This window comes from Vibrio sp. ABG19, from assembly GCF_029962385.1.
GTDB lineage: Bacteria > Pseudomonadota > Gammaproteobacteria > Enterobacterales > Vibrionaceae > Vibrio > Vibrio ostreae.
The window spans coordinates 1497001-1520963 of sequence record NZ_CP071708.1 but is presented as its reverse complement, the minus strand read 5'-3'; the positions used below and the strand labels follow the sequence as shown (position 1 = coordinate 1520963).

At 49.9% G+C, this 23963-nt stretch carries 18 protein-coding genes and 4 tRNA genes; 5 read left to right on the top strand and 17 right to left on the bottom strand.

Annotated features, from left to right (window positions below):
• Positions 1-7: 7 nt before the first annotated feature.
• The 3 genes from J0X00_RS13210 to J0X00_RS13200 all read left to right on the top strand — a co-directional run bounded on the left by J0X00_RS13210 (position 8) and on the right by J0X00_RS13200 (position 3946).
• A complete protein-coding gene (locus J0X00_RS13210; RefSeq protein WP_282478235.1) occupies positions 8-892 on the top strand; it encodes a DMT family transporter in 885 nt (294 codons plus the stop codon).
• A 234-nt stretch (positions 893-1126) separates the two neighbouring features.
• Positions 1127-2659 (top strand): 2,3-bisphosphoglycerate-independent phosphoglycerate mutase, encoded by a 1533-nt coding sequence (gpmM, locus tag J0X00_RS13205; protein WP_136487886.1) that lies wholly within the window; start codon positions 1127-1129, stop codon positions 2657-2659.
• Between the two features lie 150 nt (positions 2660-2809).
• The gene (locus J0X00_RS13200; RefSeq protein ID WP_136487887.1) at positions 2810-3946 is read left to right on the top strand and encodes a murein hydrolase activator EnvC; all 1137 of its coding nucleotides are present in this window, start codon (positions 2810-2812) and stop codon (positions 3944-3946) included.
• 104 nt (positions 3947-4050) lie between these two features.
• On the opposite strand, the gene J0X00_RS13195 is transcribed toward J0X00_RS13200, so the two are convergent.
• From J0X00_RS13195 to nudC, 4 genes are all read right to left on the bottom strand, one after another.
• Positions 4051-5007, bottom strand: coding sequence for a DHH family phosphoesterase (locus J0X00_RS13195; RefSeq protein WP_136487888.1), 957 nt, complete (start codon positions 5005-5007; stop codon positions 4051-4053).
• Positions 5008-5100: 93 nt separating this feature from the next.
• Entirely contained in the window at positions 5101-5736 is a 636-nt protein-coding gene (locus J0X00_RS13190; RefSeq protein WP_136487889.1) for a TetR/AcrR family transcriptional regulator, read from the bottom strand.
• Positions 5737-5875: 139 nt separating this feature from the next.
• Entirely contained in the window at positions 5876-6943 is a 1068-nt protein-coding gene (hemE, locus tag J0X00_RS13185) for a uroporphyrinogen decarboxylase (protein WP_136487890.1), read from the bottom strand.
• 294 nt (positions 6944-7237) lie between these two features.
• Complete coding sequence (gene nudC / locus J0X00_RS13180; RefSeq protein ID WP_282478234.1) at positions 7238-8023, bottom strand: NAD(+) diphosphatase; 786 nt, start codon at positions 8021-8023, stop codon at positions 7238-7240.
• A gap of 175 nt (positions 8024-8198) precedes the next feature.
• Here nudC and rsd point away from each other — a divergent pair, with 175 nt between their 5' ends.
• Complete coding sequence (gene rsd / locus J0X00_RS13175) at positions 8199-8693, top strand: sigma D regulator (RefSeq protein WP_136487892.1); 495 nt, start codon at positions 8199-8201, stop codon at positions 8691-8693.
• A 124-nt stretch (positions 8694-8817) separates the two neighbouring features.
• Here rsd and rpoC read toward each other — a convergent pair whose 3' ends face one another.
• The 13 genes from rpoC to J0X00_RS13110 all read right to left on the bottom strand — a co-directional run bounded on the left by rpoC (position 8818) and on the right by J0X00_RS13110 (position 22767).
• The gene (gene rpoC / locus J0X00_RS13170) at positions 8818-13020 is read right to left on the bottom strand and encodes a DNA-directed RNA polymerase subunit beta' (protein WP_218562442.1); all 4203 of its coding nucleotides are present in this window, start codon (positions 13018-13020) and stop codon (positions 8818-8820) included.
• A gap of 101 nt (positions 13021-13121) precedes the next feature.
• Positions 13122-17150 carry a DNA-directed RNA polymerase subunit beta gene (rpoB, locus tag J0X00_RS13165; protein ID WP_136487894.1) on the bottom strand — a complete coding sequence of 1343 codons (4029 nt, stop codon included), beginning with the start codon at positions 17148-17150 and terminating at the stop codon, positions 13122-13124.
• A 230-nt stretch (positions 17151-17380) separates the two neighbouring features.
• The gene (gene rplL, locus J0X00_RS13160; RefSeq protein ID WP_136487895.1) at positions 17381-17749 is read right to left on the bottom strand and encodes a 50S ribosomal protein L7/L12; all 369 of its coding nucleotides are present in this window, start codon (positions 17747-17749) and stop codon (positions 17381-17383) included.
• A 59-nt stretch (positions 17750-17808) separates the two neighbouring features.
• Positions 17809-18303 carry a 50S ribosomal protein L10 gene (gene rplJ / locus J0X00_RS13155; protein ID WP_136487896.1) on the bottom strand — a complete coding sequence of 165 codons (495 nt, stop codon included), beginning with the start codon at positions 18301-18303 and terminating at the stop codon, positions 17809-17811.
• A gap of 290 nt (positions 18304-18593) precedes the next feature.
• Entirely contained in the window at positions 18594-19295 is a 702-nt protein-coding gene (rplA, locus tag J0X00_RS13150; RefSeq protein WP_136487897.1) for a 50S ribosomal protein L1, read from the bottom strand.
• 4 nt (positions 19296-19299) lie between these two features.
• Positions 19300-19728, bottom strand: a complete 429-nt coding sequence (gene rplK / locus J0X00_RS13145; protein ID WP_136487898.1) for a 50S ribosomal protein L11 — start codon at positions 19726-19728, stop codon at positions 19300-19302.
• A gap of 157 nt (positions 19729-19885) precedes the next feature.
• Positions 19886-20434 (bottom strand): transcription termination/antitermination protein NusG, encoded by a 549-nt coding sequence (gene nusG, locus J0X00_RS13140; protein ID WP_004728254.1) that lies wholly within the window; start codon positions 20432-20434, stop codon positions 19886-19888.
• A 12-nt stretch (positions 20435-20446) separates the two neighbouring features.
• Positions 20447-20827, bottom strand: coding sequence for a preprotein translocase subunit SecE (gene secE / locus J0X00_RS13135; protein ID WP_136487899.1), 381 nt, complete (start codon positions 20825-20827; stop codon positions 20447-20449).
• A 243-nt stretch (positions 20828-21070) separates the two neighbouring features.
• Positions 21071-22255: an elongation factor Tu gene (gene tuf / locus J0X00_RS13130; protein WP_282478233.1), complete on the bottom strand. Its 1185-nt coding sequence runs from the start codon at positions 22253-22255 to the stop codon at positions 21071-21073.
• 105 nt (positions 22256-22360) lie between these two features.
• A tRNA-Thr gene (locus J0X00_RS13125) sits at positions 22361-22436 on the bottom strand.
• 13 nt (positions 22437-22449) lie between these two features.
• Positions 22450-22524 (bottom strand) — tRNA-Gly (locus J0X00_RS13120).
• Between the two features lie 34 nt (positions 22525-22558).
• A tRNA-Tyr gene (locus J0X00_RS13115) sits at positions 22559-22643 on the bottom strand.
• 48 nt (positions 22644-22691) lie between these two features.
• Positions 22692-22767: transfer RNA gene (locus J0X00_RS13110), tRNA-Thr, on the bottom strand.
• A gap of 207 nt (positions 22768-22974) precedes the next feature.
• Between J0X00_RS13110 and coaA the strand changes: the two genes are divergently transcribed.
• Complete coding sequence (coaA, locus tag J0X00_RS13105; protein ID WP_282478232.1) at positions 22975-23898, top strand: type I pantothenate kinase; 924 nt, start codon at positions 22975-22977, stop codon at positions 23896-23898.
• The last annotated feature ends 65 nt before the right edge of the window (positions 23899-23963 follow it).

Genomic DNA, 23963 nt, shown 5'->3' with positions numbered 1-23963 from the left:
CAACCATATGGGATTTGAGTGGCTGGCGCTGGCTGCGGCGTTTTTGTGGGCCGTGGCCAGCCTGTTATCAGTAGCGCCAGCCCGACATCTGGGCACATTTGCCTACAGTCGCTGGCGCATGGGCTGCACCTCGGTCATTCTGGCCAGTATCGCCCTGCTGACCGGTGGCTGGTCCAGTGTTGCTATGGCTGACGTAACACCGATGATGTTGTCCGGTCTGATTGGTATTTTTATCGGCGATACCGCACTGTTTGCCTGCCTGAACCGGATGGGCCCCCGCCAGTCCGGCTTGCTGTTTTCCTGCCATGCGGTGTTTTCCGCCATCATGGGCTATTTCCTGTTTCAGGAGAGTATGAGCAACCTGGAATTACTCGGCTCGGCGTTAGTTTTCAGTGGCGTACTGACTGCGATCTTTTTTGGCCGGCGCGGACAAAACCACAGTCTGGAAACGTTGAATGGCAGCGTCTGGGCCGGGGTTGCTCTTGGCCTGACGGCCGCACTGTGCCAGGCGCTGGGCGGTATTATTGCCAAGCCGGTGATGCAAACCAGCATCGACCCTGTCGCAGCATCGGCCATCCGGATGATGACCGCCTTCTGTGCCCACTGTGTGCTGCGCGCAACCGGCACTAAGGTCAGCCGGGCACTGCACCCAATCACCGGTCGTATTTTTGTGATTACCGCGGTGAACGGTTTTCTCGCCATGGCGGTTGGCATGACCCTGATTCTGTATGCGCTGCGCGAGGGCAATGTCGGTATGGTTGCCCTGCTCTCTTCCACCACACCTATCATGCTTTTGCCTATACTTTGGGTCTATACCCGGCAACGTCCGAACCGCTTTGCCTGGCTGGGAGCCACCGTGGCGGTGATAGGTACCAGTATCTTGGTGTACTGAGAATTGGTGTACTGAGATATGTGACGACTGATATCTCAGACAACGAACACCTCAGACAACTGGGGCAAACAGCCCTAAAGCCACTGAGGTTAAGGGGCTGCTGAATTTGATCAATAGGCAACGTTTTATTGCATTGATAGGGAAATTCATTGATCTTACCCTACTGCAAACACAGCAAAGTGTAGTAAAATTACGCTAATTTCTAGTTACTATGAATTTGACGAGGTCATTACTATGTCAGCTAAGAAGCCTATGGCTCTGGTGATCCTGGATGGATGGGGTTACCGTGAAGACAACTCAAGCAACGCGATCAACAATGCAAACACGCCTGTTCTTGATGGTCTGATGGCAAACAATCCGAATACCCTAATTTCTGCTTCAGGCATGGACGTTGGCCTGCCAGACGGTCAAATGGGTAACTCTGAGGTGGGCCACACGAACATCGGTGCAGGCCGCATCGTGTATCAGGATCTGACTCGCATCACCAAATCGATTGCCGACGGTGAATTCCAGCAGAATGAAGTACTGGTCGCTGCAATCGACAAAGCGGTTGCCGCAGGTAAAGCCGTTCATCTGATGGGTCTGATGTCTCCGGGTGGCGTTCACTCACACGAAGATCACATCTATGCCGCCGTTGAAATGGCAGCAGCACGTGGCGCAGAGAAAATCTACCTGCACTGCTTCCTGGACGGACGTGATACGCCGCCACGCAGCGCAGAAGCGTCACTAAAACGCTTTGATGAGCTGTTCGCTAAACTGGGCAAAGGCCGCATCGCATCGGTAGTTGGTCGCTACTACGCGATGGACCGTGATAACAACTGGGATCGCGTTGAAAAAGCTTACGATGTTCTGACGGCAGCACAAGGCGAATTCACCTTTGATTCTGCGCTGCAAGCGCTGCAAGCGGCTTACGCACGTGAAGAAAACGACGAATTTGTTAAAGCGTCTGAAATCCGTGCGGAAGGTCAGGAATCTGCAGCCATGCAAGACGGCGATGCAGTGATCTTTATGAACTACCGTGCTGACCGTGCACGTCAGATCACCCGCACTTTCGTGACTGACTTTGCAGGTTTTGAGCGTAAAGTCTTCCCGGCGATCGACTTCGTGATGCTGACTCAATACGCAGCAGACATTCCGCTGCTATGTGCATTCCCACCAGCATCGCTGGAAAACACTTACGGTGAATGGCTGGCGAAAAGCGGCAAAACCCAGCTGCGTATCTCAGAAACTGAGAAATACGCACACGTGACTTTCTTCTTCAACGGCGGCGTAGAAAACGAGTTTGACGGTGAAGAGCGTCAGCTGGTTGCGTCACCAAAAGTGGCAACCTACGATCTACAGCCTGAAATGAGCTCCAAAGAGCTGACGGACAAACTGGTTGCGGCGATCAAGTCTGGTCAATACGACGCGATCATCTGTAACTACCCGAACGGCGACATGGTCGGCCATACCGGCGTATACGATGCCGCAGTTAAAGCATGTGAAGCGGTTGATGAATGTATCGGCCGTGTCGTGGAAGCGATCAAAGAAGCAGACGGTCAACTGCTGATCACTGCCGACCACGGTAACGCTGAGATGATGATCAACCCGGAAACCGGCGGCGTGCACACTGCGCACACCAACCTGCCAGTACCACTGATCTATGTGGGTAACAAAGACATTACCCTGAAACAGGGCGGTAAACTGTCTGATCTGGCGCCAACCATGTTGGCACTGACTGATCAGGAAATCCCAGCTGAAATGTCTGGCGCAGTTCTGTTCTCGTAAGCCTGGCTTACCGGTTATCAAACCCCGATTTATCGGGGTTTTTTTTCGCCTTTTTGTGCCCGCCACCGAACAATGACAAACTTTTTACCTGCCATACGCACCATTAGGTATACTGGCAGCTTCAAGGCCCATTACGATTATTGTAAAAACATGACGTTATTCACTTGCAAAATGGCTTCCCGCGCCCGATTCGGTCTGTGGCTGCTGGTCATCGGTGCCGGCAGTCTGCCGCTTACGACGCAGGCCGCATCGCAGCAGGAGCTGAAAGGGGTAAAGAACGAGATTTCCCGCCAGCAACAATCACTGTCGGCGCGGCAGAAAGAGCTCGATCAGCTGCAAAAGTCATTGAAACAGCAGGAACTGGATATTTCCACGCTGGAGAATCAGATCAAGTCCAGTAAAAACCAGCTTGCGCAAGCCAATGCCAACATTGCCCGGCTGCAGGAAAAAATTGCCCGGCTGGAAACCCAGCGTAAGCAGCAGGCCGACCAGCTGGCCGAACTGATTGAAACCTACTATATCACTCAGCGTGCCAGTTCAGCGGGTGATATCTTTAACAACAGCGCGCAGCAAGATCGCATCAGCCAGTATTATCAGCACCTGGCCAAAGCGCGCAGTGAAACGATTGAAGCATTGCAGCAGACTCGCAAGGCACTGGATGACAGTGACCACCAGCTGAAACTGGAACGGGATCAAATAGAATCACTGCTGGAAGAGCAGACACATAAACGTGACCAGCTGGCCAGCACCCAGACTAACCGCCGTAAAACCCTGGGCAAAATTCAACAAAGTATCTCCGGTGATAAAGTCTACCTGGCTGAGCTACAGCGTAATGAAACCCGTCTGAAAGCCGAAATCGCCAAAGCCGCCAAACGCAATGCCGTACCTATGAATGGTATCAGCCAGCAGCGCGGCAAGCTGCCGTGGCCGCTGAAAGGACAAGTACTGCATAATTTTGGTGAGCGCCAGACCGGACAAATTGACTGGAAAGGCATGGTGATCGATGCCAATTATGGTCAGGCGGTCAAAGCGGTTTATCCGGGCACTGTGGTGTTTGCCGAATACCTGCGCGGTTACGGCCTGGTGGTCCTGCTGGATCACGGCAAAGGCGATATGACCTTGTATGGATTCAACCAGTCACTGATGAAAAAAGAGGGCGACAAAGTCACGGCCGGCGAAACTCTGGCTCTGGCGGGAGATACCGGTGGGCAAAGCCGTCCAGCACTCTATTTTGAGATCCGCCGCAACAGTAAAGCCGAGAACCCACGTAACTGGCTGAGTCGTTAACGTCTATCCTATTATCCGTTCTAGTTCAAAGGCCACTTCATGAGTGGCCTTTGTTGTTTCATCGCGCTGTGATAGTGCTCAGCTATAACTTAACCATCCAAAGCTTAACCATAATAAGCTTCAACGGCTTCAATCAGACGGGTCAGGTCCTGCTTGGGCAGCAGGTTAATCCCGGCCGCAGCTTCACGCCCGCCACCGGTCTCAAACTGTGCACACAATGTCCCGGCACCCTGCTTGTTGCTGAGCGGCGCGCGCAGCGAGACCGTGAAATGCTGCTCATCGGCTTCGGTCAGCACCAGATGGGCCTGATCCGGCTGCTGATTGGCCAGCAGATTACCGTACACCCCGCTGACACGATGGGAGGCCGACTCATCCGGCAGTTCAAACACACGCAGCAGCGGACTTTGATGCACCGCCTCCAGCGCCAGAGCATGGGCAATATCGCGCTCATAAGCGGCTTTAAGAACATGATAGGCCGAGTCCGGATCGGCAATCACCTCAAACGGTGAGGTGTAGCCACTCAGGGCACGCAACAAATCGGCCGGATGGTAGTGCAGATCGGCGGTGGTTTTACCATATCCGTTATAGTTAATCAGGGTGCCGAGCTCTTTAAGCTGCTCAGCCTGAGAGGTCCTCAAACCGGCTTTAGCCGCCAGCCCGTCAGCCACCTTAAGCAGGTTATCGCCGTAAGCCGCGGTAATCGCCCAGTCATGGTACTGGCCCTGCAGCAGCTCATCGACTATCAAAGCCGTGCACATGTTCGCATCCAGATTGATATGCGCTTGCAGATTATCATGCTGAGGGATATCACCGGCCTGATGGTGATCGGCGTAAAACACGCGTGCACCGGCAGCGAGTGCCTGTTGTAACGCGGCGCTGTTTTTTGCCATCGAGACATCAAGCACCGTCAGACTGTCACCGGTCTGAAAAGGCACTTTAGCGAGCAGTTGAATATCGCGTTTGACCCCAGTCACCAACTGGCTGTCGAGCGGCGTCGCGAGGCGCAACTGAAGCAGAGCGATGATACCGTCGGCATCACCATTGAACACGTCATAATGCATAATGAAGGCTACTTTTAATTCCTTGTATTAACATGGGAAATTATCAGTATCTGCGCCACCAGCCTAAGAATGAAAGGTTATATATCATCCCTTTTAAGCATGCATTGCCCGTACGCCATCGGCCAGTAATTGCAACTGCTCCACTCCCTGCTCGGTCGCGTTCGGTTTCATCACCGAAATAATCTGCAGCATGCCCTGATGGATAATCTGCTCGGTGATGTCGGTTTTAGGTGACATGGCCGCCTGATAGGCCAGCCAGCTGCAGGCAATCAGATGCAGAGTCGTGACCAGCTGTTTCATCTCTTCCTTATTGAGGTCGAGTAACTGCATGTCAACAAAGGCCTGCATGATGTTCACCAGGTTAGCCTGCAACTTTTCCTGCACGCGGATGTAATCCTGATGCAACTCTTCGTCACGCTGCAGAATCTCTGGCAAATTGGCGTAGAAAAAACGGTATTTCCACATCAGGGTAAAAATCGAATCAAGATAATGCTTAAGCAGAGTCAGGGTTTCGTACTGCCCCTGCAAAGGTTTAAAGCGCTCTAATAGCTCGCTCGAGTAGAGGGCAAAAATCTCACGCACGATTTCCTGCTTATTGCGAAAATGGTAGTAGAGATTGCCCGGGCTTATCTCTATGTGCGCAGCAATATGATTAGTGGTCATCGGGCGTTCGCCATGCTCATTGAACAGCTCCAGTGCGGCATGGACAATTCTGTCTCTTGTTTTCATCTGGCGGTCACACTCCTTCCTGATTAAGTGAAGTATATACCCAAGTTGTGGTCAGTGGCATGATCACACACGCTCAGAACCGGAACAGAGTAAAAAAAAAGCGCCCTGATTCGAGCGCTTATATTTACAAACTGCAAAGTTACTTATGGTACGGCTTGGATAACTCATGCACCGCATCAACAAATACGCCGGCGTTTTCCGGCGGCACATCAAGGTGAATGCCATGACCAAGGTTGAAGACGTGGCCGGTGCCACCCTCCCCAAAGCCTTGCAGAATTGACGCGACCTCTTCGCGAATCCGCTCCGGCTGAGCGTACAGCATCGACGGATCCATGTTGCCCTGCAGCGCCACTTTATCACCAATGCGCGCTTTGGCGTCCGCAATATTGATGGTCCAGTCGAGACCCACCGCATCACAACCGGTGGCAGCAATCTGCTCCAGCCACATACCACCGTTTTTAGTGAACAGCGTCACCGGCACGCGGCGGCCGTCGTTTTCACGGATCAGACCATCGACAATCTTGTGCATGTACTGCAGTGAGAACAGGTTGTAATCACGCGGAGTCAGTACGCCGCCCCAGGTATCAAATACCATGACCGACTGCGCACCGGCTTTGATTTGCGCATTCAGGTACTCGATCACGCTATCCGCCAGTTTATCCAGCAACAGGTGCAGGGTGGCTGGCTCGGCATACATCATTTTCTTAATCTTGGTGAAAGCTTTTGAGCTGCCGCCTTCAACCATATAAGTCGCCAGAGTCCACGGGCTGCCGGAGAAGCCGATCAGCGGAACTTCCCCCTGCAGGTCTTTACGGATCTGACGCACCGCATTCATCACGTACTGCAGCTCGCCCTCCGGATCCGGCAGACCAATTTTATCGACATCAGCTTTACAGGTAATCGGGCGATCAAACACCGGACCTTCTCCGGCCGCAAAACGCAGGCCAAGGCCCATTGCATCCGGAATAGTCAGAATATCTGAAAATAGAATGGCGGCATCGAGCGGGAAACGACGCAATGGCTGCAGAGTCACTTCTGAAGCCAGCTCGGCATTACGGCACAGCGCCATAAAGTCGCCCGCTTGCGCACGTGTTGCGCGGTATTCTGGCAGATAGCGTCCAGCCTGGCGCATCATCCATACCGGGGTGCAATCAACTGGCTGCTTGAGCAGTGCGCGCAGATAGCGGTCGTTTTTTAATTCTGTCATTCCGTATTCCACTTCTATTTAGGCTTATGGTTTGATGGTTACATCATCGCAATGGGGCGTATTCTAACATTGATTGCCACTGCGTAACGAGGAGCTTTGCAACCTGGATCATGTTATTAAGTATTAAATCATTGCTTAATTTGCGTACGATGTCATTCAATGTTACAAATTTGTTCGCTAGCGAAAACTACAACTATAACTGGGTATTTGATACTCAGCATCTCATAACGACATCTTACTTACCCCCTCCCGAAACGGAGGGTTTTTTTTAGCGGTCCGTTCACAGCACCCGCTTTAAGCATCCGGGTAATCACGCTTGATTTCACTCAGGGTGTGCTCAATCAGCTCACGGGCGATCGTGCCCTTCGGCGCGACCGGCGGCATTGTCTGGGGAGTAAACCATTTAGCATCACACAGCTCGGTGTAGTCCGGTTTGACCTCTCCGGCTTTATAGTCGGCCACAAACCCCATCATCATACTGGATGGGAAAGCCCATGGCTGGCTGCCGAAATAACGGATATTGTGCACATCAATTCCGGTTTCTTCTTTGATTTCCCGCGCCACGCACTGCTCCAGTGTCTCACCCACTTCGAGAAAGCCGGCAATCACTGTGTACATGCCTGAGCGGTGACGGGCATGCTGAGCCAGCAGGATGTGCTGCTGACGCCGCACCGCAACAATAATACACGGGAAAATACGCGGATAGTGCAACGTACGACAGTCATGACACTGCATTGCCATATCACGATGATTGAGATAATTACGCCCGCCGCACTGTGGGCAAAAGCGCATGCTCTGGCTCATATGGCCATACTGAATCGCTTTGCTGGCGAGCAGGAAAATTGCCTCCGGCAGTTGCAGCATGTCACGCAGTGATACCAACTCAAGATCCCGGTCCAGATCCGCGGCATTGAGCCAATAAACCGGTAAACCCTGATAGCGATCGATCTCGATCGCCGACTCCGTCGGCAGATCCCACTGATCTGCGGTTCCGAAAGGCAGGGTCCCATCTACAGTCCAGATCTCACTTCCTGAAACAACGCACCAATAAGCGTTTTTCGCGTCACTGTTTTTTAACATGCTCACTCCTGTTTGCTTGCAGTCTGTACATTTTACTGGCAATCTAACTTCATACCAGAGTTTGTACGGATTTGATTTCAAATCTATTCAATCTCTTAGGGACGATAAGTTGTACTGTACCGCAATAACAAATAGGCAAAGGATAGATCATTATTAATGATCCGATCATGAGGACATGGTCATGCTAAAAAAATTCAAAACAACGCAAGAACAGTGGGGCGGCTCAAGTGACGTCATCGATCACTGGCTCAATAAGAGGCAGCAACTGATCGTTGAATACTGCAAACTGGCAGCGCTGCAACCCTGTGCAACAAAAGCTGCTGTCACTGAACTCCCCTCTCCCGACGAACTGAAGTTTTTCTGCGAAGAGCTCGTCGATTACATTTCTGAAGGCCATTTCAAAATCTACGATATGGTGATGAACAAGTGGCAGGCCACTGGCTTTCACGCCACCGACGAAATCAATCAGACTTATGCTGAAATCGTCGAAACCACCGATCCACTGCTCAACTTCAATGACCGCTACGCTGACGTCAGTGAAGATGATGATATGGAAACCCTGGATGATGATTTGTCTGAAGTGGGAGAACTTTTAGAATCACGCTTTGAAACCGAAGACCAATTGATCCAATTGATTGCCGACAGTCTGTCGATCCCGCCCGGTGCATAACTAGCCAGCGTATCATGCCACCAGCGTAGCAGCGGTCAGCAGAAGCGGATAGCTGACATTGATTTCGCAATCGCAAGCAATAAAAAAGGCACCCGAAGGTGCCTTTTTTCATACTGAGATACGATTACTCGTCAGCAGAGAAGCCTGCGTTCAGCAGCGCTGCCAGATTGTCAGTCGCTTGTTCCGCTGAAGGACCTTCTTTTTGTGCATCACGTTGAGACTGACGCTCTTGGTGATACGCAAAACCAGTACCCGCAGGGATCAGACGACCCACGATCACGTTCTCTTTCAGGCCGCGCAGATCATCACGCTTACCAGAAACCGCAGCTTCAGTCAGTACGCGCGTCGTTTCCTGGAACGATGCGGCTGAGATGAACGATTCTGTTGCCAGAGACGCTTTGGTAATACCCAGCAGTTCGCGTTCGATACGTGCAGGTTCTTTACCTTCTGCTTCAAGATTACGGTTAGCAATCTTAACTTGTGCGTATTCTACTTGCTCACCAGGCAGGAACTCAGAGTCACCTGCGTGAGTAATAGTACACTTACGCAGCATCTGACGAACGATAGTCTCAATGTGCTTATCGTTAATCTTAACGCCTTGCAGACGGTATACTTCCTGAACTTCGTTGGCAATGTAAGTCGTTACTGCGTGGATACCACGTAGGCGCAGAATGTCATGTGGAGACTCTGGACCATCCGCGATAACGTCACCACGTTCAACACGCTCACCTTCGAACACGTTCAGCTGACGATGCTTAGGAATCATCTCTTCGTAAGTCTCACCGCTGTCGCGAGTGATGATCAGACGACGCTTACCTTTGGTCTCTTTACCGTACGATACCGTACCTGTATGTTCAGCCAGGATCGCAGGCTCTTTCGGCTTACGGGCTTCAAACAGGTCAGCTACGCGAGGCAGACCACCGGTGATGTCTCGGTTACCACCAGATTTCTGCGGGATACGAGCCAGCGTGTCACCCACGCTTACTTCTGCACCATCGTCAATGTTAACGATCGCTTTACCCGGCAGGAAGTACTGCGCTGGCATATCGGTACCTGGGATCATAACGTCATTGCCGTTAGTATCAACCAGTTTGATAGCCGGACGCATATCTTTACCTGCTGACGGACGAGCGGCTGGATCGGTAACTTCACTTGAAGACAGACCCGTCAGATCATCAGTCTGACGAGAAACAGTTACACCATCGATCATGTCAACGAACTGGATACGACCTGCCACTTCAGTAATGATTGGCAGTGTGTGCGCTTCCCAGTTAGCAACGGTTTCGCCGGTATCTACCGCATCGCCGTCTGCTTTACTCAGCAGCGAGCCATATGGCAGTTTGTGTTTCTCTTTGGTACGGCCAAATTCGTCAATGATAGTCAGCTCAGATGCACGAGAAGTGATCACCAGCTTGCTGTCTTTGTTGATAACGAATTTCGCGTTATGCAGTTTAACCGAACCTTTGTTCTTCGCCTGGATGCTGTTCTCAGCTGCTGCTGTCGATGCCGCACCACCGATGTGGAACGTACGCATCGTCAGCTGTGTACCAGGTTCACCGATTGACTGAGCCGCGATAACACCAACCGCTTCGCCTTGGTTAACCAGGTGACCACGCGCCAGGTCACGACCGTAACATAGTGAACAACAACCGAAGTCTGAATCACAAGTTACTACTGAACGTACTTTAATGTTGTCCACGGAATTCTCTTCCATGATTTGACACCATTTTTCGTCGATCAGCGTGTTACGCGGGATCAGTACTTCTTCAGTACCTGGTTTCAGAATGTCTTCTGCAACCACACGACCCAGAGCCAGCTCAGTCAGGGCAACTTTAACGTCACCACCTTCGATGTGAGGCATCATTTCAACGCCTTCAACGGTGCCACAGTCGTGTTCAGTAACCACAACGTCTTGTGCAACGTCTACCAGACGACGAGTCAGGTAACCCGAGTTCGCTGTTTTCAGTGCCGTATCCGCCAGACCCTTACGAGCACCGTGCGTTGAGATAAAGTACTGAAGTACGTTCAGACCTTCTTTAAAGTTCGCAGTGATTGGCGTTTCGATGATCGAGCCATCCGGACGAGCCATCAGACCACGCATACCAGCCAACTGACGAATCTGCGCTGCAGAACCACGAGCACCTGAGTCGGCCATCATGTAGATGCTGTTGAACGACTCTTGTTTCTCTTCTTCGCCATCACGGTTCAGAACCAGTTCAGAAGACAGGTTTTCCATCATCGCTTTCGCAACGCGATCGTTGGTCGATGCCCAGATATCGATCACTTTGTTGTAGCGTTCGCCGGCTGTTACCAGACCAGACTGGAACTGTTCCTGAATCTCACGTACTTCTTCTTCTGCTTCTGCAATCTCAGTGTATTTCGCAGGTGGTACAACCATATCGTCGATACCTACAGAAACACCTGACAGTGCCGCGTATGCGAAACCGGTGTACATGATTTGGTCAGCGAAGATTACCGTGTCTTTCAGACCCAGTTTACGGTACGCCTCGTTCAGCAGGCTAGAAATCTGCTTCTTGCCCAGCTTTTGGTTAACGATGCTGAATGGCAGACCTTTCGGTACGATTTGCCACAACATTGCACGACCAACCGTGGTATCCACCATCTTGGTTTCTGTCGTGCTGTTACCGTCTTCGTCAACCACTGTTTCAGTAATACGTACTTTTACGCGTGCGTGCAGTGCAGCAGTCTTAGTGCGGTATGCCTTCTCAGCCTCTTTCGGGCCAGCCAGGTACATGCCTTCACCCAGTGCGTTCACTTTTTCACGGGTCATGTAGTACAGACCCAATACAACGTCCTGAGAAGGTACGATGATCGGATCACCTGATGCTGGCGACAGAATGTTGTTGGTCGACATCATCAGAGTACGAGCTTCCAGCTGAGCTTCCAGAGTCAGAGGTACGTGTACCGCCATCTGGTCACCATCGAAGTCCGCGTTATAGGCCGCACACACCAGTGGGTGCAGCTGAATCGCTTTACCTTCAATCAGCACTGGTTCGAACGCCTGGATACCCAGACGGTGCAGTGTTGGTGCACGGTTCAGCAGTACCGGGTGTTCACGGATAACTTCATCCAGGATATCCCATACTACTGCTTCTTCACGCTCTACCATCTTCTTAGCTGCTTTGATAGTCGTCGCCAGGCCACGAGTTTCCAGCTTGCTGTAGATGAATGGTTTAAACAGCTCGAGTGCCATCTTCTTAGGAAGACCACACTGGTGCAGACGCAGGTAAGGACCTACTGTGATTACAGAACGGCCTGAGTAGTCTACACGTTTACCCAGCAGGTTCTGACGGAAACGACCCTGTTTACCCTTGATCATATCAGCAAGAGATTTCAGAGGACGTTTGTTCGAACCTGTGATCGCACGACCGCGACGACCGTTATCCAGCAGCGCATCAACAGACTCTTGCAGCATACGTTTTTCGTTACGTACGATGATGTCCGGAGCAGCAAGCTCTAGCAGACGCTTCAAACGGTTGTTACGGTTGATCACACGACGGTATAGATCGTTCAGATCTGAAGTCGCAAAGCGACCACCATCCAGCGGTACCAGCGGACGCAGATCCGGCGGAAGTACCGGAAGCACAGTCAGGATCATCCACTCAGGTTTGTTACCTGATGAGACGAACGCTTCAACCAGCTTCAGACGCTTGGTAACTTTCTTGCGTTTAGTTTCAGAGTTAGTGGTATCCAGCTCTTCGCGCATCTGCTCAGCTTCCGCTTGCAGATCCATAGAGGTCAGCAGATCTTTGATCGCTTCCGCACCCATTTTCGCAGAGAACTCGTCGCCCCACTCTTCCAGGCGATCCAGGTACTCTTCTTCTGTCAGCATCTGACCACGTTCCAGGTCAGTCATACCTGGTTCTGTCACTACGTACATTTCAAAGTACAGTACGCGCTCGATATCACGTAGTGGCATGTCCATCAGCAAACCGATGCGAGACGGCAGTGATTTCAGGAACCAGATGTGAGCTACTGGTGACGCCAGTTCAATGTGGCCCATACGGTCACGACGAACTTTAGTCTGAGTAACTTCAACGCCACACTTCTCACAGATAACTCCGCGGTGTTTCAGGCGCTTATATTTACCACAAAGACATTCGTAGTCTTTTACCGGACCAAAGATACGCGCACAGAACAGACCATCGCGCTCAGGTTTGAACGTACGATAGTTGATGGTCTCAGGTTTCTTTACTTCACCAAAAGACCATGAACGAATCATGTCCGGTGAAGACAGACCGATTTTGATTGCATCAAATTCTTCGGTCTTATGCTGTGCTTTCAGAAAGTTTAATAAGTCTTTCACAATCAGCTCCTGTAAGGAGTTAAAAGGAGCTCGCCGCGTGAACTGCGAGCACCTTCCTACCAGAAAACCGGTTAGGTTCCCCATGCGGGGAACCTTAAGGTTTACTCTTCGTCTTCTAGCTCGATGTTGATACCCAGCGAGCGAATCTCTTTCAACAGTACGTTGAACGATTCAGGCATACCAGGTTCCATCGAGTGGTTTCCGTCGACGATGTTCTTATACATCTTCGTACGGCCGTTAACGTCATCCGACTTAACGGTTAGCATTTCTTGCAGGGTGTAAGCCGCACCGTATGCTTCCAGTGCCCATACTTCCATCTCACCGAAACGCTGACCACCGAACTGAGCTTTACCACCCAGCGGTTGCTGAGTAACCAGGCTGTAAGAACCGGTTGAACGAGCGTGCATCTTGTCATCAACCAGGTGGTTCAGTTTCAGCATGTACATGTAACCAACCGTTACAGGACGCTCAAACGCATCACCAGTACGACCATCAAACAGAGTCAGCTGGCCAGATTCTGGCAGATCACCCAGTTTCAGCAGTTCTTTGATCGATGCTTCGTTCGCACCGTCGAAGACTGGAGTCGCAATTGGCAGACCACTACGCAGGTTGTTCACCAGCGTACGCACTTCGTCATCAGACAGCGCAGCAATATCGACAACCTGACGGGTATTACCCAGATCATAAACCTTCTGCAGGAACTCACGCTGTTTAGCCAGCTCTTGTTGTTCCTTCAGCATCTGGTTGATCTTGTCACCGATACCTTTCGCAGCCAGACCTAAGTGAACTTCCAGGATCTGACCGATGTTCATACGCGATGGTACACCCAGCGGGTTCAGTACGATGTCAACAGGCTGACCTTTTTCATCGTATGGCATGTCTTCAACAGGGTTAATCTTAGAGATTACACCTTTGTTACCGTGACGACCCGCCATCTTATCACCCGGTTGGATGCGACGTTTCACTGCCAGGTACACTTTAACGATCTTCAGAACGCCAGGTGCAAGGTCATCACCTTGGGTGATCTTGCGACGCTTGGTTTCGAATTTCTTGTCGAAGTCAGCTTTCAGCTCGTCGTACTGTTCAGCCAGCTGTTCCAGCTGAGTTTGCAGTTCGTCGTTTTCCAGTGTCTGTTCCAGCCACTGTTTGCGCTCGATAGAATCCAGCTTCGCTTCGCTGTAACCACCGGCCAGCAGCAGTGAACGAACACGAGCCAGCAGACCGCCTTCCAGGATCTGGAATTCTTCGGTCAGGTCTTTCTTCGCTTCTTTCAGCTGCATCTGTTCGATTTCAAGCGCACGCTTGTCTTTCTCTACGCCATCGCGAGTGAAGACTTGTACGTCGATAACCGTACCTGCAACCGAGTTAGGTACACGCAGAGAAGTATCTTTAACGTCAGACGCTTTTTCACCGAAGATTGCACGCAGCAGTTTCTCTTCAGGGGTCAGCTGAGTTTCACCTTTTGGTGTTACTTTACCAACCAGGATGTCGCCACCCTTCACTTCAGCACCGATGTAAACGATACCTGACTCATCCAGCTTAGACAGCGCTGCTTCACCTACGTTTGGAATATCCGCAGTGATCTCTTCCGCACCCAGCTTGGTATCACGCGCCACACAAGACAGCTCTTGAATGTGGATTGTGGTAAAGCGGTCGTCTTGAACAACACGCTCAGATACCAGGATCGAGTCCTCAAAGTTGTAACCGTTCCAAGGCATGAATGCGATACGCATGTTCTGGCCTAGTGCCAGTTCGCCAAGGTCAGTCGAAGGACCGTCTGCCAGTACGTCACCGCGAGCCACAGGCTCACCCGGCATCACACATGGACGCTGGTTGATACACGTGTTCTGGTTCGAACGGGTGTACTTAGTCAGGTTGTAGATGTCGATACCCGCTTCGCCAGGGATCAACTCTTCTTCGTTCACTTTAACCACGATACGAGAAGCATCTACAGACTGGATCATACCGCCACGTTTAGCGACTGCAGTTACACCTGAGTCTACCGCTACGTTACGTTCAATACCGGTACCAACCAGAGGCTTTTCAGCTTTCAGAGTCGGTACTGCCTGACGTTGCATGTTCGCACCCATCAATGCACGGTTCGCATCATCGTGTTCCAGGAATGGAATCAGCGATGCCGCGATCGATACAACCTGGTTGGTCGCAACGTCCATGTAGTTGATGTGTTCACGTGGGTGAAGACCAGATTCACCTTTCTGACGAGCAGTGATCAGCTCATCAGCAAAGCTAGATTCGTCAGTCAGTTTCGCGTTCGCCTGAGCGATAACGAATTGACCTTCTTCGATAGCAGACAGGTAATCCACTTCATCCGTTACGATGCCGTCAACCACACGACGGTATGGGGTTTCCAGGAAACCGTACTCGTTGCAGCGTGCGAACGCAGACAGCGAGTTGATCAGACCGATGTTTGGACCTTCAGGCGTTTCGATAGGACACAGACGACCGTAGTGGGTCACGTGTACGTCTCGAACTTCAAAACCAGCACGCTCACGAGTCAGACCACCAGGACCCAGAGCAGAAATACGACGTTTGTGCGTAACTTCTGACAGCGGGTTGTTCTGATCCATAAACTGAGACAGCTGTGAAGAACCAAAGAATTCTTTAACAGCAGCAGAAATAGGTTTCGCGTTGATCAGATCTTGTGGCATCACGTTGTCCAGATCGCCCAGGCTCAGACGTTCTTTCACTGCGCGTTCTACACGTACAAGACCAACACGGAATTGGTTCTCTGCCATTTCGCCTACTGAACGGATACGACGGTTGCCAAGGTGGTCGATATCGTCCACTTCGCCTTTACCGTTACGGATCGAGATCAGTTTCTTCATCACTTCGATGATGTCTGTTTCATCAAGAGTGCCTTGCTCACCGGCGTCTGCACGCTCGATAGAGCTGTTGAACTTCATACGGCCTACAGTAGACAGGTCGTAGCGTTCTTCAGAGAAGAATAGGCTTTCAAACAGGGCTTCAGCCGCTTCTTTCGTTGGCGGCTCGCCAGGGCGCATCATGCGGTAGATTTCTACCAGCGCCGAAATACGGTCAGTCGTGCTGTCGATACGCAGCGTTTCAGACATGAACGGACCGTGGTCTAGATCGTTCGTAAACAGAACTTCTAGCTTTTTGTAACCGGCTTGTGACAGGTTCGCCAGCGACTCCAGGCTGATTTCCTGGTTCGCACTCACGATAACTTCGCCTGTGGCTTCGTTGATGTACTCTTTCGAAGACACTTTACCTACGATGTACTCAACCGGTACTTCGATAAAGGTCACGCCATCTTTTTCAAGTTGACGGATATGGCGAGCCGTTACGCGGCGGCCTTTTTCCACATACACTTTGCCATCAGCTTCGATGTCGAACGACGCAGTTTCACCGCGCAGACGCTCTGGAACCAGCTCCATTTTCAGAGTCTGATCCTGAACTTCGAAGTTAATTTTCTCAAAGAATAGGTCTAGGATTTCTTCTGACGTCTTACCCAGCGCACGCAGAATGATCGAGGCTGGTAGTTTACGACGACGGTCAATACGAACGTACAGGTTGTCCTTCGGATCGAACTCGAAATCCAACCATGAACCGCGGTAAGGAATAACACGCGCGTTGTATAGAACTTTACCAGAAGAGTGGGTCTTACCCTTATCGCTGTCGAAGAACACGCCTGGGCTTCGGTGCAGCTGGGATACGATAACCCTCTCGGTACCATTGATTACGAAGGTACCATTCTCTGTCATGAGTGGAATTTCACCCATGTAGACTTCTTGTTCTTTAATATCTTTGACAGTACCTGCTGGCGCGTCTTTATCAAAAATCACCAGGCGCAGTTTTACGCGCAGTGGTTTTGAATAAGTTACACCACGGATTTGACATTCTTTAACGTCAAAAACTGGCTCACCAAGACGGTAGCTAACGTATTGCAGCTCTGAATTGCCGTTATAGCTCTGGATAGGAAATACAGAACGAAAAGCGGCTTCAAGTCCGTATTGTCCTTCAGGATCCTGTTCGATAAATTTTTCGAACGAATCGAGCTGGATCGATAGCAGGTATGGAATGTCCAAAACTTGTGGACGAGTACCAAAGTCCTTACGGATGCGCTTTTTCTCGGTATAAGAGTAAACCATGGGGTTCCTCAGCTCGCTGATAAGTGACCCAAACTGTCTGCATCAAAGAAGACAGTGACTAAATAGCTGTTTACTGTAGTGACGTCTCATTACGAAAGAATGAGGCGTTTTTTGCATGGATATGAAACGCTTAAACAGCGGGAAAATTCGCTCATACCCTACAGCGCAAAAAGGCCGGTGGTCAATAAACCACCAGCCATTAGCCTTACGGCTAAGAAATTAAGTAATTATTACTTAACTTCAACAGTTGCACCAGCTTCTTCAAGCTCTTTCTTCAGTGCTTCAGCTTCGTCTTTAGAAACTGCTTCTTTCAGAGGTGCTGGAGCACCGTCAACTAGAGCTTTAGCTTCTTTCAGACCTAGGCCAGTTGCGCCACGTACTGCTTTGATAACAGCAACTTTGTTTGCGCCAGCAGCAGTCAGAACAACGTCGAATTCAGTTTGCTCAGCAGCAGCTTCGCCTGCAGCAGCACCGCCAGCTACAACAGCAGCAGCAGCAGTAACACCGAATTTTTCTTCCATTGCAGTGATCAGTTCAACAACTTGCATTACAGACATTTCTGCAACTGCGTCTAGGATTTGCTCGTTAGTAATAGACATAACAATTCTCTTTTAAGTCAACAATAAGTTTATTTAGCAACCAGTAAAAAGCAAGGCTATTAAGCCGCTTCTGCTTCTTTTTGGTCGCGGACAGCAGCGATAGTGCGAACCAGCTTGCCAGCAGAAGCTTCTTTCATGCACATCATCAGACGTGCAATTGCTTCGTCGTAAGTTGGTAGCGTCGCTAGTACTTCAACGTCAGTAACTGCGCCTTCATATGCAGCCGCTTTGATCTCGAATTCTTTGTTCTCTTTAGCGAAGTCTTTGAAAAGACGCGCTGCAGCACCTGGGTGCTCGTTAGAGAAACCGATCAAAGTAGGACCTACGAATACGTCTTGAAGACATTCGTAAGCTGTGCCTTCTACTGCACGACGTGCAAGTGTGTTACGAACAACTTTCAGGTAAACACCAGCTTCACGAGCTTGTTTACGCAGAGTTGTCATCGCAGCAACTTGTACACCACGAGAGTCAGCTACAACTGCAGAAAGTGCACCACTGGCCGCTTCGTTGACTTCAGCGACAATTGCTTTTTTGTCTTGAAGATTTAAAGCCATCTTGGATTACTCCTGGTTGTTGTTACACCACTCACTATTATCACAACAGTGAGAGCTTAATAGGTGCATTCCCAGAAGAAAGGTAACTAATAAAATTAGAGCTTTCTGTCAGTTCGGGCACCATCTACGTAGGTTGCATTAAGTTATCTTTCGATAACGCCTACGGTCTTGGACGGAGACTGGGTCTTAATTCACACTGAATTCCGCAGAATTCAAAGAACCAAAGTTCAGCCCCAACCACAAATATTAGGCGCGAAATTATACACTAATTTCGCACCTAAGCAAATGCATTATGCTTGAGTGTTCAGGCTAGCCTGATCAACTGCAACACCAGCACCCATAGTAGTAGAGATGCTTACTTTCTTCAGGAAAGCGCCTTTCGCTGAAGAAGGTTTTGCTTTCTTAAGCGCAACTAGCAGAGCTTCTAGGTTCTCTTGCAGTTGGTTGCCTTCGAAAGACACCTTACCGATAGTGGTGTGGATGATGCCGTTCTTGTCGTTACGGTAACGAACCTGACCTGCTTTTGCGTTCTTAACCGCTTCAGCAACGTTAGGAGTTACAGTACCAACTTTAGGGTTTGGCATCAGGCCGCGTGGACCAAGGATAGTACCCAGTTGACCTACAACGCGCATTGCATCTGGAGATGCGATAACTACGTCGAAGTTCATCTCGCCTTTCTTAACTTGGTCAGCAAGCTCTTCCATACCTACCAGGTCAGCGCCAGCTTCTTTAGCAGCTTCAGCGTTTGCACCTTGAGTAAATACAGCAACACGTACTTCACGACCAGTACCGTGTGGCAGTACAGTTGCACCGCGAACGTTTTGGTCAGATTTACGAGCGTCGATGCCCAGGTTAACAGCAACGTCAACAGATTCTACGAATTTTGCAGTCGCCAGTTCTTTCAGAAGAGCAACCGCTTCGTTGATTTCGTACTCTTTAGTTACATCCACTTTTTCGCGGATAGTACGCATGCGCTTAGTTAGTTTTGCCATTATATTAACCCTCTACCACTAGGCCCATTGAACGAGCAGTACCCGCGATAGAACGCTTCATTGCTTCAACATCAGCACCAGTCATGTCAGCAGCTTTAGTTTCTGCGATTTCTTGGATTTGAGCGTCAGTAATGGTACCCACTTTTTCAGTGTTTGGACGACCAGAACCAGACTTGATGCCTGCTGCTTTCTTCAGAAGAACTGCTGCAGGTGGAGTCTTAGTTTCGAACGTGAAAGAACGGTCGCTGTATACAGTGATAACAACTGGGATTGGTAGACCTTTCTCAACAGATTCTGTTTTTGCGTTGAACGCTTTACAGAATTCCATGATGTTCACACCACGTTGACCTAGAGCAGGACCAACTGGTGGACTTGGGTTAGCCATACCCGCTGCAACTTGCAGCTTGATATAAGCTTCAACTTTCTTAGCCATGATATTTCCTAAATTATGGGTTCAAACGCTAACCAATCGATCAGCTCCCCGTTTACTGTCTTAATTCTACCGGCCTTTAAAACAGTTAAAGACCAATAAAAAGGCGCGAAATTATAGTCAGATTTCGCGCCTTAAACAAGCCTGTAAAGGTGTTTTTTTAATCAAGTTTCTCAACTTGACCAAATTCAAGCTCAACGGGTGTTGCACGACCAAAGATCGATACAGACACTTTCAGGCGGCTCTTCTCGTAATCCACTTCTTCAACGGTACCGTTGAAGTCAGCAAATGGACCTTCGTTAACACGTACCACTTCACCGGCTTCGAACATGGTCTTAGGACGCGGCGCTTCGCTCGCTTTCTCCAGACGGTTCAGAATCGCATCCGCTTCTTTATCAGTGATAGGTGCTGGACGATCAGAGGTACCACCAATGAAGCCCATCACACGAGGAACACTACGAACCAGGTGCCATGATTCATCATTCATGATCATTTGCACCAGCACATAGCCAGGGAAGAATTTACGCTCGCTCTTGCGGCGTTGACCCGCGCGCATCTCAACAACTTCTTCAGTTGGAACCAGAACTTCGCCGAACAGCTCTTCCATGCTATGCATTTTGATATGTTCGCGTAGCGACTGAGCGACACGACCTTCAAACCCTGAGAAGGCTTGAACTACATACCAGCGTTTTTTTGGAGCTTCACTCATGTATTAAACCCTCTATACTCCGGTTGCAAAGGCAACAAGACGAACCATAATGCCGTCAATGCCCCAAAGCACCAGAGCCATTACTATACTTACAGCTAACACGATCAACGTGGTTTGCATCGATTCCTGACGCGTTGGCCAGACAACCTTGCGAACTTCCATACGCGACTCGCGTGCAAAAATAATCGCAGCTTTACCTTTTGCGGTGGTCGCTGCTACGCCAAGCGCAGCTGCAATCAGCACAATCACACCTGCAGCGCGAATCACTACAGACAATTCACCATACAGGTAATTACCCACAACAGCAGCGGCCAGCAGAACAAAAGTGACTAGCCACTTAAACGTATCTGCAGCACTTGAGCTATCAGGAGTCTCAGCATTGTTTGCTTTCATAAACCAACCTGTCACAAGTCTTACTATAGACGACAACCGCCCCGCTGTTGCAGGGCAAATCCATTCAAAAAACACATCACGTGTTGATTGAGCGCTCAGACCAAGCACTTAGTCTTAGTCCCAGAATTCCTTGCTCGTGATCGACTAATAAATCGACACAAAAAGATACAGCGCAGAAAAAGGGCATCAAATGATGCCCTCTTTACTACTGTGTAGTCAAATCATTCTTCACTAATCGAAAGATTAAGCAAAGATTTTCGCTACAACACCAGCACCTACTGTACGGCCGCCTTCACGAATCGCGAAACGTAGACCTTCATCCATCGCGATTGGAGCGATCAGCTCAACAACCATCTTGATGTTGTCGCCTGGCATTACCATTTCTACGCCTTCTGGCAGCTCGATGTTACCAGTTACGTCAGTTGTACGGAAGTAGAACTGTGGACGGTAGCCTTTGAAGAATGGAGTGTGACGACCACCTTCATCTTTAGACAGTACGTAAACTTCTGATTCGAACTTAGTGTGTGGAGTGATTGAACCTGGTTTAGCAAGTACTTGACCACGTTCTACTTCATCACGCTTAGTACCACGTAGAAGTGCACCAACGTTCTCACCTGCACGACCTTCGTCTAGCAGTTTACGGAACATTTCAACACCTGTACAAGTAGTAGTTGTTGTGTCGTGGATACCAACGATCGCAACTTCATCACCTACTTTCAGGATACCGCGCTCGATACGGCCAGTTACTACTGTACCACGACCTTGGATTGAGAATACGTCTTCGATTGGCATCAGGAACGGCATGTCTACTGCACGCTCTGGCTCTGGGATGTAGTTGTCCAGTGCTTCTGCCAGTTCAACGATTTTCGCTTCCCACTGCTCTTCGCCGTTTAGTGCGCCTAGTGCAGAACCTTGGATAACTGGTAGGTCATCACCTGGGAAATCGTACTCAGAAAGAAGTTCACGAACTTCCATTTCTACTAGTTCTAGCAGCTCTTCATCATCAACCATGTCACATTTGTTCATGAATACGATGATGTATGGGATACCAACCTGACGGCCTAGCAGGATGTGCTCACGAGTTTGTGGCATTGGACCATCTGTCGCAGCAACAACTAGGATACCACCGTCCATCTGTGCAGCACCGGTGATCATGTTTTTAACATAGTCAGCGTGTCCTGGGCAGTCTACGTGTGCGTAGTGACGAGTTGGAGTGTCGTACTCTACGTGTGAAGTAGAGATCGTGATACCACGCTCACGCTCTTCTGGAGCGTTGTCGATTGACGCGAAGTCACGAGCTGAACCACCGTACACTTTTGACAGTGTAGTACAGATAGCTGCTGTTAGAGTTGTTTTACCGTGGTCAACGTGGCCGATAGTACCAACGTTTACGTGCGGTTTCGTACGTTCAAATTTTTCTTTAGACATGAGTTGTCCCTCTAGGTACGGATATAGGTGGCTTTAATTAATGACCACGCAACCAAAAATTACCGGTAGTAAAGTATATATCAAAAGGAAAGTTTTGCTTAGAGCTGGTGCTGATAGGCAGAATCGAACTGCCGACCTCATCCTTACCAAGGATGCGCTCTACCGACTGAGCTATATCAGCACTCTTAAATGAGTGGAGCGGGCAGCGGGAATCGAACCCGCATCATCAGCTTGGAAGGCTGAGGTAATAGCCATTATACGATGCCCGCACACGTAACTCTGAGAGCTATTTCCTTAAGAATATGGTGGAGGGGGACGGATTCGAACCATCGAAGGCGGAGCCGGCAGATTTACAGTCTGCTCCCTTTGGCCACTCGGGAACCCCTCCAAATTTTTTGCCATTTTCACTGCCATCAAGCCTGGCTTGAGGAGAAAATGGTGCCGACTACCGGAATCGAACTGGTGACCTACTGATTACAAGTCAGTTGCTCTACCTACTGAGCTAAGTCGGCATAAGTGGGGCGCATTCTATTGAATGATTTCTCACCTTGCAACCCTTAAACTTAAAAAAAATCAAAATTTGCCACGTTTTTGTTTATTCGATGGTTTTTCATTCAAATTTCCGGCCAATCGCTAATTATGCCATCTTTCTCATTTGCTTTATCAGCACCATATTGTATGTTCCCCTCTCTTATTCTAATTATACGATTGAGCATTTTATGAGCCCGTACTTATCTTTTGCTCGTCATCAGTGGGCAGAGTTACGTAATTCTGTACCTATGACGTTGTCGGAAGCGGACCTGCGAGAGCTGCAAGGCATTAACGAAAGCCTCACAATTCAAGAAGCGGTCGAGATCTACCTCCCGCTGGCGAGGCTGTTAAACCTGTATGTCGCTGCCAGGCAAAGCCGCAACTCAGTACTGAATCAGTTTTTAAGCAATACCGAGAAAGCACCTCCTTTTGTCATCGGCATTGCCGGCAGTGTCGCGGTAGGCAAAAGCACCACTGCACGTCTGCTGAAAGCGCTGCTGTCACGCTGGGACAACCACGCCAAGGTCGAACTGATCACTACTGATGGCTTCCTGTACCCGAACCAGGTGCTCAAAGACCGCGGTATCATGCATAAGAAAGGGTTTCCCGAGTCTTATGATATGCGCCGCCTGGTGCAGTTTGTTTCCGATGTCAAAGCCGGCACACCGCATGTGGCAGCACCGGTCTATTCCCATCTGACCTATGACATCACCGATGAACAAAAGGTGGTTGACCGCCCTGATGTGCTGTTGATTGAGGGGTTGAACGTGCTGCAGAGTGGTATGGACTACCCGCATGATCCGCATCGGGTGTTTATCTCTGATTTTCTCGACTTTTCAATCTATGTTGATGCTGACAGCAGCATGATTGAAAAATGGTACATCGAGCGCTTTATGAAGTTCCGCCAGGGTGCCTTTACCAAGCCCGGCTCTTATTTCAGTCACTACACCCAGTTAAGTGAAGATGAAGCGATCAGCAAGGCGAAAGAGATTTGGCACAGCATCAACGGTAAAAACCTGCAGGAAAACATCCTGCCGACCAAGGAACGCGCCCAGCTCATCCTGCGTAAAAGCATCGACCATACCGTCGAGCGGGTTCTGCTACGCAAATAGTGCCGTACTGGAACAAGCCGAATAAACAAAAAAGAGGCGGCTGCCTCTTTTTTGTTGTACTTCAT

Bases quoted from the DNA above. Each gene is read 5' to 3' on its own strand.
- J0X00_RS13210 (WP_282478235.1), top strand. From the start codon at position 8: ATGGGATTTGAGTGGCTGGCGCTGGCTGCGGCGTTTTTGTGGGCCGTG.
- gpmM (WP_136487886.1), top strand. From the start codon at position 1,127: ATGTCAGCTAAGAAGCCTATGGCTCTGGTGATCCTGGATGGATGGGGT.
- J0X00_RS13200 (WP_136487887.1), top strand. From the start codon at position 2,810: ATGACGTTATTCACTTGCAAAATGGCTTCCCGCGCCCGATTCGGTCTG.
- J0X00_RS13195 (WP_136487888.1), bottom strand. From the start codon at position 5,007: ATGCATTATGACGTGTTCAATGGTGATGCCGACGGTATCATCGCTCTG.
- J0X00_RS13190 (WP_136487889.1), bottom strand. From the start codon at position 5,736: ATGAAAACAAGAGACAGAATTGTCCATGCCGCACTGGAGCTGTTCAAT.
- hemE (WP_136487890.1), bottom strand. From the start codon at position 6,943: ATGACAGAATTAAAAAACGACCGCTATCTGCGCGCACTGCTCAAGCAG.
- nudC (WP_282478234.1), bottom strand. From the start codon at position 8,023: ATGTTAAAAAACAGTGACGCGAAAAACGCTTATTGGTGCGTTGTTTCA.
- rsd (WP_136487892.1), top strand. From the start codon at position 8,199: ATGGTCATGCTAAAAAAATTCAAAACAACGCAAGAACAGTGGGGCGGC.
- rpoB (WP_136487894.1), bottom strand. From the start codon at position 17,150: ATGGTTTACTCTTATACCGAGAAAAAGCGCATCCGTAAGGACTTTGGT.
- rplL (WP_136487895.1), bottom strand. From the start codon at position 17,749: ATGTCTATTACTAACGAGCAAATCCTAGACGCAGTTGCAGAAATGTCT.
- rplJ (WP_136487896.1), bottom strand. From the start codon at position 18,303: ATGGCTTTAAATCTTCAAGACAAAAAAGCAATTGTCGCTGAAGTCAAC.
- rplA (WP_136487897.1), bottom strand. From the start codon at position 19,295: ATGGCAAAACTAACTAAGCGCATGCGTACTATCCGCGAAAAAGTGGAT.
- rplK (WP_136487898.1), bottom strand. From the start codon at position 19,728: ATGGCTAAGAAAGTTGAAGCTTATATCAAGCTGCAAGTTGCAGCGGGT.
- nusG (WP_004728254.1), bottom strand. From the start codon at position 20,434: ATGAGTGAAGCTCCAAAAAAACGCTGGTATGTAGTTCAAGCCTTCTCA.
- secE (WP_136487899.1), bottom strand. From the start codon at position 20,827: ATGAAAGCAAACAATGCTGAGACTCCTGATAGCTCAAGTGCTGCAGAT.
- tuf (WP_282478233.1), bottom strand. From the start codon at position 22,255: ATGTCTAAAGAAAAATTTGAACGTACGAAACCGCACGTAAACGTTGGT.
- coaA (WP_282478232.1), top strand. From the start codon at position 22,975: ATGAGCCCGTACTTATCTTTTGCTCGTCATCAGTGGGCAGAGTTACGT.